This is a genomic window from Reyranella sp. (assembly GCF_052439685.1).
GTDB lineage: Bacteria > Pseudomonadota > Alphaproteobacteria > Reyranellales > Reyranellaceae > Reyranella.
The window spans coordinates 1-15,485 of the sequence record NZ_JBQVQG010000051.1 but is presented as its reverse complement, the minus strand read 5'-3'; the positions used below and the strand labels follow the sequence as shown (position 1 = coordinate 15,485).

Below are 15,485 nucleotides of genomic sequence, written 5' to 3'. Positions count from 1 at the left end.
GGCCGCCCCCGTGCGCCGTCCCGTCGGTCCCTCCACCAGCGAGGCGCTTCGCCGCCCGCCGCCGCGTCCGCCGCTGGTCGTCAAGCGCCCCGCACAGCCGACGGGTGCTCGTCGCGAGGCGCCCAAGCGCCGCAACGACAAGGTCGACGTCGGCCGCGCCGTCGCCGGCGAGAACGATTTCCGCAGCCGGTCGGTGGCGCAGCAGCGCCGTCGTCTGGAGCGCGAACGTCGTCAGCAGTTCGGCAGCGAGCCGCAGCAGAAGGTCTATCGCGAAGTCACGATCCCTGAGTCGATCACGGTTCAGGAACTCGCCGTGCGTATGTCGGAGCGCGGAGCCGACGTCATCAAGACGATGATGCGCATGGGCGTGATGGCGACCATCAACCAGGCGATCGATGCCGACACGGCCGAACTGGTCGTGACGGAAATGGGCCACCGCTACAAGCGCGTCACCGAAGGCGACGTCGAGACGGGCCTCGCCGATGTCCCGGATTCCGAAGACTCGCTGATGCCGCGTCCGCCGGTGGTGACGATCATGGGCCATGTCGATCACGGCAAGACCTCGCTGCTCGACGCGCTGCGGGCCACCGATGTGGCGGCCCACGAAGCGGGCGGCATCACCCAGCATATCGGCGCCTATCAGGTGACCCTGCCGTCGCAGCAGAAGATCACCTTCCTCGACACGCCGGGCCACGAGGCGTTCACCGCCATGCGCGCCCGCGGCGCCAAGGTGACGGACATCGTCGTGCTGGTGGTGGCCGGCGACGATGGCGTCATGCCGCAGACCAAGGAAGCGATCGCCCACGCCAAAGCGGCGGGCGTGCCGATCATCGTGGCCGTCAACAAGATGGACAAGCCGGGCGCGGACGCGAGCCGTGTCCATAACGAACTGCTGCGCGAGGAGATCCAGGTCGAGGCGCTGGGCGGTGAAGTCCAGTCGATCGAGGTCTCGGCGACCAAGCGGATGAACCTCGACAAGCTCGAGGAAGCCATCCTGCTGCAGGCCGAAGTGCTCGAACTCAAGGCCAACCCCGACCGCGACGCCGACGGCGTCGTGATCGAAGCCAAGCTCGATCCGGGTCGCGGCTCGGTCGCCACGGTGCTGGTCCAGCGCGGCACGCTGATGGTCGGCGACATCCTGGTGGCGGGCTCCGTCTGGGGCCGCGTTCGCCGGCTCGTCGACGATCGCGGTCAGGCCGTCGAGGATGCCGGTCCGGCCTTCCCGGTCGAGGTCCTGGGTCTCGCCGGCACGCCGCAGGCGGGCGACGAGTTCCACGTCGTGGAGAGCGAAGCCCGTGCGCGCGAGATCGCCGACTTCCGCGTCCGCCGCGATCGCCAGCTCGAGCTGGCGCGTGCCGCAGGCGGCCGCGGCACCCTCGAGGAGATGATCAAGGGCATCCGCGAGGGCACCGCCAAGGAGCTGCCGGTGCTGATCAAGGCGGACGTGCAGGGCTCGGCGGAAGCGCTGGCCGGCGCGCTGTCGCGGCTCGGCACCGAGAAGGTCATCACGCGCGTCGTCTACAGTGGCGTTGGCGGCATCAGTGAAGCCGACATGACGCTGGCCAAGGCGTCGGGCGCGCTGATCATCGGCTTCAACGTGCGTGCGAACCCGCAGGCGCGCGAGATCGCCAAGCGCGACAAGGTCGACATCCGCTACTACTCGATCATCTACAAGGTGACCGAGGACATGCAGGCCCTGATGGTCGGCCTGCTCGACCCGACCTACAAGGAGACGCTGGTCGGCAACGCACAGATCCGCGAAGTCTTCAAGGTCACCAAGTCCGGCAACGTCGCCGGCTGCATGGTCACCGACGGCAAGGTCACGCGTGGCAACAAGGTTCGCCTGTTGCGCGACAATGTCGTGATCCACGAAGGCACGCTGAAGAGCCTGCGTCGCTTCAAGGACGAAGTGAAGGAAGTGCAGCATGGCTTCGAATGCGGCATGGCCTTCGAGAATTACGAAGACATGAAGGTCGGCGACATCGTCGAATGCTTCGACGTCGAGCAGGTCCAGGCGACCTTGTAGTAAAGTTTCCTCCCCCGTCAGCGGGGGAGGTGGCGCCTTCTTACGCCGACACCTCCCCGTGTGAATGGGGAGGAAGAGAGAATAAAGGAACCGCCATGTCGCGGCGTCGCTCGTCCGACAAAGAAAATCGTGCTCCCGGGCAGCGTCAGCTGCGCGTCGGCGAGGAGATCCGCCATCTGCTGGCCGATCTCCTCGAGCGCGGCAACATGCGTGATCCCGATCTGCGCGACGCCACGATCACCGTGACGTCGGTCGACGTCAGCCCCGACCTGCGCAATGCCACGGCCTACGTGATGCCGCTGGGTGGCGGCGACCAGGAACGGCTGCTGGGCGCGCTGCGCCGTGCTGCGCCGTGGTTCCGCGGCCGGGTCAGCGAGAAGGCGGGCCTGCGCAGTGCACCCGAGATTCGGTTCGACATCGACCGCACCTTCGACGAAGCCGACAAGATCGGCCAGCTCCTGCGCCGGCCCGACGTCGCGCGCGACATCAAAGACGACGAGTGAGTTCAGCCGGTCTGATCGCCGGCTGGCGCCTGACGCCGTGACGCCCTAAACGAGCGCGATGGAAGCCAAGAGCGGCGCGCTCCCATGAGCCGCAGGAAAAAGGGCGAGAAGGTCGACGGCTGGATCGTGCTCGACAAGCCGGTCGGGCTGGGCTCGACGCCGGCCGTCAGCCGCGTGCGACGGCTGTTCGGCGCCCAGAAGGCCGGACACGGCGGCACCCTCGATCCGCTGGCCAGCGGAATCCTGCCGATCGCGCTTGGCGAGGCGACCAAGACGGTCCCCTTCATCATGGACGCCCGGAAGGAATACCGGTTCACCCTGCGCTTCGGCGAAGCCCGCGCGACGGAGGACGCCGAAGGCGAGGTCACGGCAACCAGCGATGTCCGGCCCACCGACGCTGCCATCGAAGCCGCCCTGCCGGCCTTCCTGGGGGAGATCGAACAGCGGCCGCCGGCCTTCTCGGCGCTGAAAATCGACGGCAAGCGGGCCTACGATCTCGCCCGGGCCGGTGAATCAGTCGAACTGAAATTACGCCGGGTCCTGATCGAGCGCCTGGAGATGGTCGGCCGACCGGACGCCGACCACGCAGATTTCGTGGTCCAGTGTGGCAAGGGCACCTATATCCGGTCCCTCGGGCGTGACCTGGCGCTGGCGCTCGGGACCGTCGGGCACCTCTCGGCGCTGCGCCGGACGGTTGTAGGACCGTTCCGGGAAGAAGGGTCCATTTCGCTTTCCAAACTGGAGGCCCTCGGGCATATTCCCGCGCTCTTCGGGGCCTTGGCTCCCGTTGCGACCGCGCTGGACGACATCCCGGCGCTGGCCATGACGGAAGCCCAAGCGGACCGGTTGTGCCAAGGCCAGCCGGTGCTCTTGACCCGGGACGCACCTCCGTCCGGCGCACTCGTACGCGCCGAGGTCGGCAGCAGGCTCGTGGCACTGGTCCGTTCGGACGGCGCCGCTCTCCAGCCGGTGCGCGTGTTCAACCTTTAGTTTCAGGAGATGACCGATGTCGATTACAGCCGACCGCAAGGCGGAGCTGATCAAGACGTATGCCCAGGCCGAAGGCGACACGGGTTCGCCGGAAGTCCAGGTCGCGATCCTCAGCGAGCGTATTTCCAACCTCACCGAGCACTTCAAGGGCCACGCGAAGGACCACCATTCGCGCCGCGGTCTGCTGAAGATGGTCGGCCAGCGCCGCCGCCTGCTCGACTATCTCAAGTCGCGCGACACCAAGCGCTACGCCACGTTGATCGAGCGTCTGGGTCTGCGTCGCTGATCCAACGGCCCCATCCTCGGATGGGGCCTTTTCGCGTCGCGTCGCCCGGTCCCCGTGAGTTCGGCCGGCTGACGCGACTTCGCAGTAACCGGGAAGGCAGGGGCGAGAGCAAACGCCTGGCCCGGTCCTGTCGGCGCAAGGGCGCCGATGGGCGGTCGCAGCCAAACGGGGGCAGGCGACCGTGATGGAAAGGATGAATGAGATGTTTGAAGTTTTTCGCAAGGAAGTCGAGTGGGCTGGGCGCAAGCTCGTGCTCGAGACCGGCAAGATCGCGCGCCAGGCCGACGGCGCCGTCATGGCGACCTACGGCGGCACCACCGTGCTGGCCGCCGTCGTGTTCGAGAAGAAGCCGAAGCCCGGCCTCGATTTCTTCCCGCTGACCGTGAACTACCAGGAGAAGGCCTTTGCCGCGGGCAAGATCCCCGGCGGCTTCTTCAAGCGTGAGGGCCGTCCCAGCGAGAAGGAAATCCTCACCTCGCGCCTGATCGATCGCCCGATCCGCCCGCTGTTCCACGAGAGCTACCGCAACGAGACGCTGGTCGTCGTCACGACGCTGGCCCACGATCTCGAGAACGATCCGGACATCCTGGCGATGGTCGCGACCTCCGCGGCGCTGACGATCTCGGGCGTGCCCTTCATGGGTCCGATCGGCGCGGCCCGCGTCGGCTACATCGATGGCGAGTACGTCGTGAATCCGACCAAGGTCCAGCTCGAGAAGAGCACGCTGGACCTCGTCGTCGCCGGCACCAAGGAAGGCGTGCTGATGGTCGAGTCGGAAGCCAAGGAGCTTTCCGAGGACGTCATGCTGGGCGCCGTCATGGAAGCGCATCGTTCGTTCCAGCCGGTGATCGACGCGATCATCCAGCTCGCCGAGCACTGCGCCAAGGAGCCGCTGCCGCTCACCGATCCGTCGGAAGCGTCGAAGACCGTGGCGGCCAAGCTCAAGGCCGAGATGCACGGCAAGCTGGTCGAGGCTTTCGCCGAGACCCAGAAGCAGGCCCGCCAGGCCAAGATCGGCGCGGTGAAGACCGAAGCCAAGAAGCTGTTCGAAGGCGACGAGGCTGCACTGGCCGCGTTCGGCGAGCAGTTCGGCAATCTCGAGGCCGACGTCGTTCGCACCGCCATCCTCGACACCGGCAAGCGCATCGACGGCCGCGACACCAAGACCGTCCGTCCGATCGTGGCCGAAGTCGGCATCCTGCCGCGCGCCCACGGCTCGTCGCTGTTCACGCGTGGCGAGACCCAGGCGCTGGTGGTGGCCACGCTGGGCACCGGCCAGGACGAGCAGATCATCGACGCGCTCGAGGGCGAGTACCGCGAGCACTTCATGCTGCACTACAACTTCCCTCCCTACTCGGTGGGTGAAGTGCGCCGCATGGGCTCGCCCGGCCGCCGCGAAATCGGCCATGGCAAGCTCGCCTTCCGCGCGCTGCGTCCGATGCTGCCGTCCAAGGACAAGTTCCCCTACACGATCCGCATCGTGTCGGAGATCACCGAGTCGAACGGCTCCTCCTCGATGGCAACGGTCTGCGGCGGCTCGCTGTCGCTGATGGATGCCGGCGTGCCGATGGAGCGTCCGGTGGCGGGCATCGCCATGGGCCTGATCAAGGAAGGCGAGCGCTTCGCCGTCCTGTCGGACATCTTGGGCGACGAGGATCACCTCGGCGACATGGACTTCAAGGTGGCCGGCACGGAGCGCGGCATCACCTCGCTGCAGATGGACATCAAGATCACCTCGATCACCGAGGAGATCATGAAGGTCGCTCTGGGCCAGGCGAAGGACGGCCGCATCCACATCCTCGGCGAAATGGCCAAGGGTCTGGGCGGCGCGCGTGAGGGCGTCGCTTCGACCGCGCCGCGCATCACCCAGTTCACGATCCCCAAGGACAAGATCCGTGAAGTGATCGGCACGGGCGGCAAGGTGATCCGCGAGATCACCGAGCAGACCGGCACCAAGATCGACATCGAGGACGACGGCACGATCAAGGTCGCGGCGGTGGACGCCAAGGCCGGCCAGCGCGCCATCGACTGGATCAAGGGCATCGTGGCCGAGCCGGAAATCGGCGTGATCTACACCGGCAAGGTCGTGAAGACCGTCGAGTTCGGCGCCTTCGTGAACTTCCTCGGTGCGCGCGACGGCCTCGTGCACATCTCGGAGCTGGCGCCGCGCCGCGTCGCCAAGGTGACGGACGTCATCAAGGAAGGCGACCAGGTCAAGGTCAAGGTCCTGGGCGTCGACGATCGCGGCAAGGTCCGCCTCTCGATGAAGGTGGTCGACCAGGAGACCGGCGAGGACATCTCGAACAAGCCGGTCGACGAGGCTCCCGCGGGCGAGTAATCGTCGGTCGATCGATAACGGAAACGGCGGCCCACGGGCCGCCGTTTTTGTTTGCACTTACCTGTGCGCCCTAATCGTGCGGTCCGACTATTGCTTGGGATGAACCATGAAAATCACGCGACGTCTGCTGACGAACCTCCTGTGCGCCGCGCCTCTGGCGGCTGCGGTCCAGGCCCGGGCGCAGTCCCAGAATGAATGGCCGACGCGGCCGGTGCGGTTCCTCGTTCCGTGGCCGGCGGGCGGCCTGAACGACGTCATTGCCCGCTCGTTCAACGACAAGGTCTCGAAGTCGCTCGGCCAGACGGTGATCACCGACTTCAAGGCCGGCGCCGCCGGCCGCATCGGCGTCACCGAGATCGCCAAGGCCAGGCCCGACGGCTACACGATCGGCATGGGCAACCTGGGTCCGCTCACGATCTTCCCGTCGCTGTACAAGCAGATGCCCTACAGCGTGAAGGACGACCTGATCCCCATCACGATGTTCGCCGCCTCGCCGCTGGTGCTGGTGGTCGCGGGCAATTCAGCCATCAAGACGGCGCAGGAACTCATCGATGCCGCCAAGGCCAAGCCCGGCGTGATGAACTTCGCCTCGGTCGGCCCGGGCAGCCCGGCGCATCTCACTTTCGAACTCCTGAAGAAGCGCACCGGCATCGACGTCGTGCACGTCCCCTTCAAGGGCACCAACGAATCGTTGCCGGCGCTGTTCGCCGGCGACATCCAGACGACCTTCGATACGCTGCCGAGCCTGTTGCCGCACATCCGGGCGGGCAAGTTGCGGGCACTCGCGGTGACGACCCTGCAGCGCGTGCCGCAGCTGCCCGACGTGCCGTCGCTCAAGGAACTGTCGCTGGCCGATTCCGAGGTGGTCTCCTGGTACGCGCTGATCGCGCCGGCGGGCACGCCGCAGCCGATCGTCGACCGGCTCTACAAGGAATACACCGCCGCTGCGCAGACCGCCGAGGTGCAGAAACTGCTGTCCGACCAGGGCCTCATCTACCTGCCTAATACGACGGCGCAGTTCCAGGCGCGCATCGCCGAGGAGACCGCGCGATGGGCGCAGCTCATCAAGGAGAACAAGCTCGAGCTCGACCAGTAGGGATCGAAGCTTTCCGACAAGGACTTCGCCCCGAGACGCTCACTGCGTTCGCTCCTCGGGGTGAGGCTATCAGGGCTGTTCATAGCCTCTTGTTTTAGCGGCATTCATTTCCGGCCAGCCTCTCAGGATGAGGGGTGTGGTTCGACTAAAGGCGGGGCGGGAAGCGCGGCCTTCGGGCCGCCGTTTTTGTTTGCTCATCTGACGACATGACGAACCCCTATCGACTCGCCCGCCGCACGCTCCTGGCGGGCGCTGGTCTCGGCCTCGTGCCCGGCCTGCCCGTGTTCGCCGCCGGCCTCGTGCCGACGCCCGAGCAGACCGAGGGGCCGTTCTATCCGGCGGGTTTCCCGGCCGACAGCGACAACGACCTCGTGCAGGTGCGCGGGCAGGCGGCGCAGGCGATGGGGCAGGTGCTGCATCTGCAGGGACGGGTGATCGACTTGAGCGGTGGGGCCCGTGGTGGCGGGATCATCGAGATCTGGCAGTGCGACGCGCAAGGCATTTACGACCATCCGCGCCAGCAGGGCCGCGACCGGCGCGATACGGCGTTCCAGGGCTATGGCCGCATGTTGGTCGATGCCGAGGGCCGCTACAACTTCCGCACCCTGAAGCCGGTCGCCTATCCCGGCCGCACGCCGCACATCCATCTCAAGGTCGCGACCGCTGATGGGCGGATGCTGACCAGCCAGTTATACGTCGCGGGAGATCCGCAGAACGAGCGCGACGGTGTGTTCAGACGGGCGGTACGCTCCCCGGGCCAGCGCGAGCGCATCGAGATGAAGCTGGAACGGGCATCGGGCCTGGAGCCCGGCGCGATGGCGACCACGATGGATATCGTGATCGCCTGAAAGCGACTTTACTGTTCGCCGACGGCGCTCGGTGTGGCGCTGCCGTCGTGCGGCAGGCCGATCGCGTGATAGCCGGAATCGACGAAATGGACCGTGCCGGTCACGCCGGCGCTGAGGTCCGACAGGTAGTAGAGCGCGGCGCCGCCGACATCGGTCAGCTCGACGTTGCGGCGGAGCGGTGCCGCGTCGCGCGACACGCGATAGACGTAGCGCGCGCCGCCGATCACCGCGCCGGCCAGGGTGCGCATCGGGCCGGGCGAGATCGCGTTCACCCTCACGCCCTGCGGGCCGAGATCGGCCGCGAGATAGCGCACGCTCGCCTCGAGCGCGGCCTTGGCGACGCCCATCACGTTGTAGGATGGCATCACCCGCGTCGAGCCTTCGTAGGTCAGCGTGATCATGCTGCCGCCCTCGGTCATCAGCGGCAACGCGCGGCGCGCGATCTCGGTGAAGGAGTAGCAGGAGATGGTGAGGCTGCGCTGGAAGTTGGCCTTGCTCGTGTCGACGTATCGGCCCTTCAGCTCCTCCTTGTCGGAGAAAGCGATGGCATGCACGACGAAATCGAGCCGGCCCCATTCCTTCTTCAGCGTCTCGAACAGCCGGTCGAGGCTCGCCTCGTCCTCGACATCGGCCTCGATCACCACTTTCGAGCCGAGCTTCTGGACCATCGGCAGCACGCGTTTGCCGAAGGCCGCCCCCTGATAGGTGAAGGCCATCTCGGCGCCCGCGGCATGCAGCGCCTGGGTGATGCCCCAGGCGATCGAATGGCTGTTGGCCACGCCCATGATCAGGCCGCGTTTGCCGGCCATGAGTTTGGGAACGTCAGGCAGCGACCTGGCGACGGGATCGTTGGGCATGTAATCCGCCTCAGTGATCGTAGCGGGAGAACAGGAGGCAGGCGTTGGTGCCGCCGAAGCCGAAGCTGTTCGACATGACGGTCTGAAGACCGGCGTTGTCGATGCGCTCGCGGGCGATGGGATAGCCCTCGGCCCCGGGATCGAGATTTTCGATGTTGGCCGAGGCGGCGATGAAGTCGTGCTTCATCATCAGTAGCGAATAGATCGCCTCATGGGCGCCGGTCGCACCCTGGCTGTGGCCGGTCAACGACTTGGTCGAGCTGACGGTCGGCAGTTTGTCGGGCTGCCGGTCGCCGAACACGGCGCGGATCGCGTCGAGTTCGGTGATGTCGCCGACCGGCGTCGCCGTGCCGTGCGTGTTGATGTAGTCCACCGGGCTGTTGCGGCGCGGGGCGCCCGGGAAGCCCTCGAGCGCCAGCTTCATGCAGCGCAGCGCGCCCTCGCCGGAGGGGGCGACCATGTCGGCGCCGTCGGACGTGGCGCCATAGCCGACCACCTCGGCGTAGATCTTGGCGCCGCGCGCCTTTGCCGTCTCGAGTTCCTCCAGCACCACGATGCCGCCGCCGCCCGCGATGACGAAACCGTCGCGGTCCTTGTCATAGGCGCGGCTCGCGCGCTGCGGCGTGTCGTTGAACTTGGACGACATGGCGCCCATGGCATCGAACAGCACCGAGAGGGTCCATTCCAGCTCCTCGCCGCCGCCGGCGAACATGCGATCGGCCTTGCCGAGCTGGATGCTCTCCACGGCGTTGCCGATACAGTGGGCCGAGGTCGAGCAGGCCGAGCTGATCGAATAGCTCGGGCCCTTGATCTTGTAGGCCGTGGCGAGGTTCGCGGAGACGGTGCTCGACATGGCGCGCGGTACCTGGAACGGACCGACGCGCTTGGGTCCCTTTTCCTTGGCGGTGGCGGCCGCCTGGACGATGGCGCCGGTCGTCGGTCCGCCCGAGCCGGCCACCAGACCGGTCCGGTCGTTCGAGACTTCGGCTTCCGACAGGCCCGCATCCTCGATCGCCTGCTTCATCGACAGATAGGCATAGGCCGCGCCGTTGCCCATGAAGCGCATGAGGCGCCGGTCGACCAGCTCCTCGACATTGAGCTTCAGGGTGCCGGCGACTTGGCTGCGAAAGCCCAGCTCCCGGTACTCCGGCATGAATTCGATGCCGGATTTGCCTTCCTTGAGCGACTGCGTGACCTCGGCGGCATTGTTGCCGATCGGCGAGACGATCCCGAGACCCGTGACGACGACGCGCTTCATCAGACTGCCGCTCCCGCCGGCATCGGGCCGTCCTTGACCAGCCCGACCTTCATGTCGATTGCTTCATAGACGGGGTTGCCGTCGGCCGTCACGAAACCGTCGCCGACGCCCATGACGAGGCGACGCAGGATCAGACGCTTGGGATGGACGTGATAGGTGAGTTTCTTGACCGTCGGCACGATCATGCCGGTGAGCTTGACCTCGCCCACACCGATCGCGCGGCCGCGGCCCGGCGCCTTCATCCAGCCCAGGAAGAAACCCAGCATCTGCCACAGAGCATCGAGACCCAGGCAGCCCGGCATCACCGGATCGCCCTTGAAGTGGCAGGCGAAGAACCAGAGGTCGGGCTTCACGTCCAGCTCGGCAATGATCTCGCCCTTGCCGTACTTGCCCCCGGTCGAATCGATTTTGACGATGCGGTCGAACATCAGCATGGGCGGCAGCGGCAGCTGTGCATTCCCGGGGCCGAAAAGGTTGCCCTTGGCGCATTCGATCAAGTCTTCAAAAGTATAGCTATTCTTCTGCTCGTGCTCGCTCACATTCACCGTCCCACAGGCCGCCCCGAAGGGGCTTCGGGGCCAGAATAAGGATGCCGGACGCCGGGCGCAAACGGGCCGCACCGGCAAAACACGCCCTTCTCTTGTCTCTTTCACCTGCGTACATAAGATTGCAATCATGTCAGACAATGGCCCCGACCATACCGTCAGCCTGCGTGCCGCAGGTCTGCGACCGACGCGCCAGCGCGTGGCCCTGGCACGGGTGCTCTTCGAGGGTGGCCATCGCCATGTCACTGCAGAGAGCCTGCACGCCGAGGTCAAGGCGACCCGCATGTCGGTTTCGCTGGCCACCGTCTACAATACGCTGAACCAGTTTCGCGACGCCGGGTTGCTGCGCGAGGTCGTGGTTGCGCCCGGCCGGTCCTATTTCGACACCAATACCGGACATCACCATCACTTCTTCGTCGAGACCGACGGCGAATTGCACGATTTTCCGTCCGACGATGTGACCATCGCCGGCCTGCCGGCGCCGCCCGAGGGCACGACGCTCGCCCGGGTGGACGTCATCGTCCGTGTGCGCCGCTAAGGGCGATTGCGAAGCGTTTGCAATAACTTAGAACGGTTCTAAGGTTCTTGACGCCGTCGTGCACGGCCCCCTAAATCCTTGTCGTGAGATTGGCGGATGGGCCGATCGCAAAGGGAGAAGAACCATGGCGAATCTGAAGGGCTCCAAGACCGAAGACAATCTGAAGGCGGCTTTCGCCGGCGAGAGCCAGGCCAATCGCCGCTACCTGTATTTCGCCCAGAAGGCGGACGTCGAAGGCTACAACGATGTCGCCGTCGTCTTCCGTTCGACCGCCGAGGGTGAGACCGGCCATGCGCACGGCCATCTCGAATTCCTCGAGGTGAGCGGCGATCCGGCCACCGGCCTGCCGATCGGCCCGACCGACAGCAACCTCAAGGCCGCGATCGCTGGCGAGACGCACGAGTACACCGACATGTACCCGGGCATGGCGCGCACCGCGCGCGAGGAAGGTTTCGCCGAGGTCGCCGACTGGTTCGAGACGCTGGCGAAGGCTGAGAAGAGCCACGCCGGCCGCTTCCAGAAGGCCCTCGACACGATGGGCTGAGCCCCTCCGGCTCTTTCGAAGGGGGACCCCGCGCGGGTCCCCTTTTTCTTCCCGCTCCCCTCCCACGAAGCGAGCGACCATGCGCGAAGGCAGTCTCGAAGCACCGATCCGGCACGACCTCGACTGGCAGAATCCCTGGTTCTGGGACGAGAAGGCACTCGAGAAGGAGATGGAGCGCGTCTTCGACATCTGTCACGGCTGCCGCCGCTGCTTCAACCTGTGCGACTCCTTCCCGCGTCTGTTCGACCTGATCGACAACGGCCCGACCGGCGAACTCGACGGGGTGAAGAAGGAGGATTACGCGCAGGTCGAGGAAGCCTGCACGCTCTGCGACATGTGCTTCATGACCAAGTGCCCCTATGTGCCGCCGCACGAATGGGCGCTGGATTTCCCGCATCTCATGCTGCGCCACCGCGCCGTGATGGCCCGCAAGAACGGCGTGAAGTTCGTCGATCGGCAGCTTGCCGATACCGATCGCACCGGCCGGCTGGGCACGTTTCTCGCCTCGGCCGCGAACTGGGCGACCGACGAACACAACACGACGACGCGCCAGAGCATGGAGCGCCTGGCCGGCATCCATCACGGCGCGCGACTGCCGCGCTATGCGGGTGAGACGTTCGAGATCCGGGCGCGCCGCGAGGGCGCCGTGCTCAACGAGGCCGCGCCGGCCTTCGGCAAGCGCAAGGCCGTGCTCTATGCGACCTGCTTCGTGAACTTCAACAACACCGACATCGGCGCCGCCGCGCGGGCCGTCCTGGCGAAGAACGGCGTGGAGACCGAGGTGGTGCATCCGGCCTGCTGCGGCATGCCCAAGCTCGAACTCGGCGACATCGAATCGGTGGCCAACGCGGCCAAGGAAGTAACGGCCGCCCTGCTGCCGTGGGTCGACAAGGGCTACGACATCATCGCGCTGACGCCGTCCTGCGCCCTGATGCTGAAGTTCGAATGGCCGTTGATCTGCCCGAAGGATCCGGCGATCGAGCGCCTGTCGAACGCCACCTTCGACCTTTCCGAATACGTCGTCGACATCGCCAAGAAGCACGGGCTGGCGCCGGGCCTGGAGCCGCTGGAGGGCGGCGTCAGTGTCCATCTCGCCTGCCATGCGCGGGCGCAGAACATGGGCGCGAAAGCCGCCGAGATGCTGCGTCTGGTGCCCGGCACCCGCGTGGCGGTGATCGAGCGCTGCAGCGGCCATGGCGGTATCTGGGGGGCTCGGACGGAGAACTTCGAGACCGCGGTGAAGGTCGGCAAGCCGGCCGCACAGGCGGCGCTCAAGAACGACACCAGCTTCGTTGCGTCGGAATGCCCGCTGGCGGCCGATCATCTGATGCAGGTGATGGAGATGACGGCAGGCGAGCAGGTGCCGAAGCCCTCGCGAGCCAGCCACCCGATCGAACTTCTGGCGCAGGCCTACGGGCTTGCCGGGACGGACAAGTGATGCCGCGCAAGATCGACGCCTCCGACATCATCCCGATCGCGGAATACGCGAAGCTGCGGGCCGAGCGCCGCAAGCACATCTCGGAGATCAAGAAGAACCGCAGGCTCGAAGTCGGCCCGTTCGCGACGTTCTATTTCGAATCCTTCGACACGATGCTGCACCAGGTGCTCGAGATGCTGTTCATCGAAAAGGGCGGGGCCGAGCAGCTCCCGGACGAGCTCGCAGCCTACAATCCGCTGATCCCCACCGGCAGCGAGCTGGTCGCCACCGTGATGTTCGAGATCGACGATCCGCTGCGGCGCGCGCGCGTGCTCGGCATGCTGGGCGGCGTCGAGCACAAGGCCTTCATCCGGGTGGACGGCGAGACGATCCGCGGGGTGCCGGAAGACGACCAGGAACGGTCGCGCGACGATGGCAAGGCCTCGTCCGTGCAGTTCATCCGCTTTCCCTTCACGCCCGCGCAGGTCGCCGCCTTCAAGGGTGGCGCGGGCGACGTGGTGGTCGGCTTCGATCACGCCAACTACGGCCACATGGCCGTGATGTCGGCGTCCGTGCGTCAGGCGCTGTCGGCCGACTTCGCCTGAACGCCGACGCCCCTCGTCAGTAGTTCATCGGCAGCACCAGCACGATCGGATCGCCCCGCATGCCCGCCGGCACCGGCGGCAGCGGCATGGCGCGCCGGATCGCCGCCATCTCGGCATTGTCGAGCAGCGGCCAGCCGCTCGACCGGTCGAGCCTCATGTCGAGGAGTTCGCCGGAGCGGTTGATGGTGACGCGGGTGACGACGCGGCCATGCTGGCGCGCGGCACGCGCCGCCGCGGGATAGTCGCGATGGGGATCGATGTGGCGATAGACGCGCGACAGATAGTCGTTGCGGGCACCACCGTCGCCCATCGCCTGATCGAAGGAACTGATCGAGGGGCCGCCGAGGCTCGAGGTCTGCGGCGGATAATCCTGGAGCCTCTGCCCGGGTGCCTGGGCCGTGCGCGGCGCGGTTGGCGGACGGGCAGCCGGTCGCACGGGACGCGGGGGTGGCGCAGCGAGGGATGGTTCCACGGTTACCTGCGGCTTCCATGACGAGACGTCGGTCTGCCACGCCGTCTCCGTTTCCGCTTCGGCGAGGGGTTCCGATGCGGCCGCCGCCGCCTCGGCCGGTGAGGACTGCGGAGAGTGCGGCGGTGCAGGCTGCGCGATCGGCTCGTTCGAGGGCGCAGGTGGAGCGGCCGACGAGGCGGACGGATTGCTCAGAGGTGGCTGTAGCGTTTCAGCGGCCGTCGGATTTTCCACGGGCACAGGCTCGCGGAGAGGCGGTTCAGGCGGGACGGGCGCAGCCGGTGCCAGGGCGGCCTGCTGCGATGGTGCGGGTGTCTTCTCGGCTTCGGCGGGAGCCGTCGGTGACGGACCTGTCTCGGCTTGCACCGACTCGGCCGCAACCGGGCCGGCGGCCGCGAGATTACCCGCCGACAGCGGCTCCGCCTCGACCGAGACCATGATCGGCGTTTCGGCATGGTCGAGGCTGCGCAACGGCGCGGCCCACCACAGCGCCGCGGCGGCGAGCCCGTGCAGGCCGATCGCCAGGGCGAGCGCCGCCGGCGACATGCGCCCGGATTGCGACCGGATGAGACTGTCGTGTGTCACGGCAGCCAAGTTCTACGTCCGCCCGGCACCCGCGGCCAGCCGGATCGACGACGGCGCGGACGCCGCTACCGCTGCTCGTTGTAACGGAAGCTGACGGGAAGCTGGAACGTGTGGCTGGCGCCCGTGATCTCTGCAGGCAGGGGTGGATAGGGGCTGGCCCGCCGGATCGTGTCCATGACGCCGGCATCGAGCGAGGGAAGACCGCTCGATTTCTCCATGACCACGTTGAGCAGCTGTCCCTGGCGCGAGATCGTCACCCGCGTCAGCACCGTGCCCTCCTCGCGGATGACCCCGGTACTCTTCGGCACATAGGGGAACTGCGCGATCCGCCGCATGACCTGCCAGAGATACTGCTCCTGCGCTCGCTTCTCGCCGTAATTGTCGGCCGGGTTGCGAAAGGTCGGCGACGAGGGCGCGGCGGCCTGCGAACCTTGTGAGGATCGCGGCTGCTGCGCCAGCGGAGACGGGCGGAGCTGCTGGGGAGGCGCGGGCGGCGTTGCCGGGCGTGGGGCGGGCGTTAGCGGCGGTGCCGCCCGAGGGGCTGGCGGTGGTGGTGCCGGACGCGCGGCCTGCTGCGGCT

16 protein-coding genes are annotated in these 15,485 nt (G+C 66.9%); 11 read left to right on the top strand and 5 right to left on the bottom strand.

Features of this window, described 5'->3' with window-relative positions; all coding sequences use genetic code 11:
* From infB to ACT6UX_RS29660, 7 genes are all read left to right on the top strand, one after another.
* A partial coding sequence (gene infB, locus ACT6UX_RS29690) for a translation initiation factor IF-2 (RefSeq protein ID WP_444778753.1) occupies positions 1-2,026 on the top strand: 2,026 nt, incomplete at its 5' end.
* Positions 2,027-2,121: 95 nt separating this feature from the next.
* Positions 2,122-2,529 (top strand): 30S ribosome-binding factor RbfA, encoded by a 408-nt coding sequence (rbfA, locus tag ACT6UX_RS29685; RefSeq protein WP_444778752.1) that lies wholly within the window; start codon positions 2,122-2,124, stop codon positions 2,527-2,529.
* Between the two features lie 84 nt (positions 2,530-2,613).
* Positions 2,614-3,519: a tRNA pseudouridine(55) synthase TruB gene (gene truB, locus ACT6UX_RS29680; RefSeq protein ID WP_444778751.1), complete on the top strand. Its 906-nt coding sequence runs from the start codon at positions 2,614-2,616 to the stop codon at positions 3,517-3,519.
* Between the two features lie 16 nt (positions 3,520-3,535).
* Complete coding sequence (gene rpsO, locus ACT6UX_RS29675) at positions 3,536-3,805, top strand: 30S ribosomal protein S15 (RefSeq protein WP_439610170.1); 270 nt, start codon at positions 3,536-3,538, stop codon at positions 3,803-3,805.
* A 202-nt stretch (positions 3,806-4,007) separates the two neighbouring features.
* Positions 4,008-6,143 (top strand): polyribonucleotide nucleotidyltransferase, encoded by a 2,136-nt coding sequence (pnp, locus tag ACT6UX_RS29670; protein WP_444778750.1) that lies wholly within the window; start codon positions 4,008-4,010, stop codon positions 6,141-6,143.
* 106 nt (positions 6,144-6,249) lie between these two features.
* The gene (locus ACT6UX_RS29665; RefSeq protein WP_444778749.1) at positions 6,250-7,239 is read left to right on the top strand and encodes a Bug family tripartite tricarboxylate transporter substrate binding protein; all 990 of its coding nucleotides are present in this window, start codon (positions 6,250-6,252) and stop codon (positions 7,237-7,239) included.
* 206 nt (positions 7,240-7,445) lie between these two features.
* Positions 7,446-8,087: a dioxygenase family protein gene (locus tag ACT6UX_RS29660; RefSeq protein WP_444778748.1), complete on the top strand. Its 642-nt coding sequence runs from the start codon at positions 7,446-7,448 to the stop codon at positions 8,085-8,087.
* 8 nt (positions 8,088-8,095) lie between these two features.
* On the opposite strand, the gene ACT6UX_RS29655 is transcribed toward ACT6UX_RS29660, so the two are convergent.
* From ACT6UX_RS29655 to fabA, 3 genes are read right to left on the bottom strand one after another with little or no spacing between them, the layout of a single operon-like run.
* A complete protein-coding gene (locus ACT6UX_RS29655; RefSeq protein WP_444778747.1) occupies positions 8,096-8,944 on the bottom strand; it encodes an enoyl-ACP reductase FabI in 849 nt (282 codons plus the stop codon).
* 10 nt (positions 8,945-8,954) lie between these two features.
* Positions 8,955-10,202, bottom strand: a complete 1,248-nt coding sequence (fabB, locus tag ACT6UX_RS29650) for a beta-ketoacyl-ACP synthase I (RefSeq protein WP_444778746.1) — start codon at positions 10,200-10,202, stop codon at positions 8,955-8,957.
* The gene (fabA, locus tag ACT6UX_RS29645) at positions 10,202-10,741 is read right to left on the bottom strand and encodes a 3-hydroxyacyl-[acyl-carrier-protein] dehydratase FabA (protein ID WP_444778745.1); all 540 of its coding nucleotides are present in this window, start codon (positions 10,739-10,741) and stop codon (positions 10,202-10,204) included. The genes fabB and fabA overlap by 1 nt, the downstream gene beginning before the upstream one ends.
* 136 nt (positions 10,742-10,877) lie before the next feature.
* Here fabA and irrA point away from each other — a divergent pair, with 136 nt between their 5' ends.
* From irrA to ACT6UX_RS29625, 4 genes are all read left to right on the top strand, one after another.
* Positions 10,878-11,285 carry an iron response transcriptional regulator IrrA gene (gene irrA / locus ACT6UX_RS29640; RefSeq protein WP_444778744.1) on the top strand — a complete coding sequence of 136 codons (408 nt, stop codon included), beginning with the start codon at positions 10,878-10,880 and terminating at the stop codon, positions 11,283-11,285.
* A gap of 124 nt (positions 11,286-11,409) precedes the next feature.
* On the top strand, positions 11,410-11,829 hold the full coding sequence (locus ACT6UX_RS29635; RefSeq protein ID WP_444778743.1) for a rubrerythrin family protein: 420 nt from the start codon (positions 11,410-11,412) through the stop codon (positions 11,827-11,829).
* A gap of 79 nt (positions 11,830-11,908) precedes the next feature.
* Positions 11,909-13,267, top strand: coding sequence for a heterodisulfide reductase-related iron-sulfur binding cluster (locus ACT6UX_RS29630; RefSeq protein ID WP_444778742.1), 1,359 nt, complete (start codon positions 11,909-11,911; stop codon positions 13,265-13,267).
* Positions 13,267-13,851: a DUF3501 family protein gene (locus tag ACT6UX_RS29625; RefSeq protein ID WP_444778741.1), complete on the top strand. Its 585-nt coding sequence runs from the start codon at positions 13,267-13,269 to the stop codon at positions 13,849-13,851. Before ACT6UX_RS29630 ends, ACT6UX_RS29625 begins: the two co-directional genes overlap by 1 nt.
* Positions 13,852-13,867: 16 nt before the next feature.
* Here the strand turns inward: ACT6UX_RS29625 and ACT6UX_RS29620 are convergent, their stop codons facing one another.
* A complete protein-coding gene (locus ACT6UX_RS29620) occupies positions 13,868-14,905 on the bottom strand; it encodes an energy transducer TonB (protein WP_444778754.1) in 1,038 nt (345 codons plus the stop codon).
* A gap of 65 nt (positions 14,906-14,970) precedes the next feature.
* Positions 14,971-15,485 (bottom strand): energy transducer TonB family protein (locus ACT6UX_RS29615; protein ID WP_444778740.1); only part of this gene is annotated, 515 nt, incomplete at its 5' end.

Bases quoted from the DNA above. Each gene is read 5' to 3' on its own strand.
- rbfA (WP_444778752.1), top strand. From the start codon at position 2,122: ATGTCGCGGCGTCGCTCGTCCGACAAAGAAAATCGTGCTCCCGGGCAG.
- truB (WP_444778751.1), top strand. From the start codon at position 2,614: ATGAGCCGCAGGAAAAAGGGCGAGAAGGTCGACGGCTGGATCGTGCTC.
- rpsO (WP_439610170.1), top strand. From the start codon at position 3,536: ATGTCGATTACAGCCGACCGCAAGGCGGAGCTGATCAAGACGTATGCC.
- pnp (WP_444778750.1), top strand. From the start codon at position 4,008: ATGTTTGAAGTTTTTCGCAAGGAAGTCGAGTGGGCTGGGCGCAAGCTC.
- ACT6UX_RS29665 (WP_444778749.1), top strand. From the start codon at position 6,250: ATGAAAATCACGCGACGTCTGCTGACGAACCTCCTGTGCGCCGCGCCT.
- ACT6UX_RS29660 (WP_444778748.1), top strand. From the start codon at position 7,446: ATGACGAACCCCTATCGACTCGCCCGCCGCACGCTCCTGGCGGGCGCT.
- ACT6UX_RS29655 (WP_444778747.1), bottom strand. From the start codon at position 8,944: ATGCCCAACGATCCCGTCGCCAGGTCGCTGCCTGACGTTCCCAAACTC.
- fabB (WP_444778746.1), bottom strand. From the start codon at position 10,202: ATGAAGCGCGTCGTCGTCACGGGTCTCGGGATCGTCTCGCCGATCGGC.
- irrA (WP_444778744.1), top strand. From the start codon at position 10,878: ATGTCAGACAATGGCCCCGACCATACCGTCAGCCTGCGTGCCGCAGGT.
- ACT6UX_RS29635 (WP_444778743.1), top strand. From the start codon at position 11,410: ATGGCGAATCTGAAGGGCTCCAAGACCGAAGACAATCTGAAGGCGGCT.
- ACT6UX_RS29630 (WP_444778742.1), top strand. From the start codon at position 11,909: ATGCGCGAAGGCAGTCTCGAAGCACCGATCCGGCACGACCTCGACTGG.
- ACT6UX_RS29625 (WP_444778741.1), top strand. From the start codon at position 13,267: ATGCCGCGCAAGATCGACGCCTCCGACATCATCCCGATCGCGGAATAC.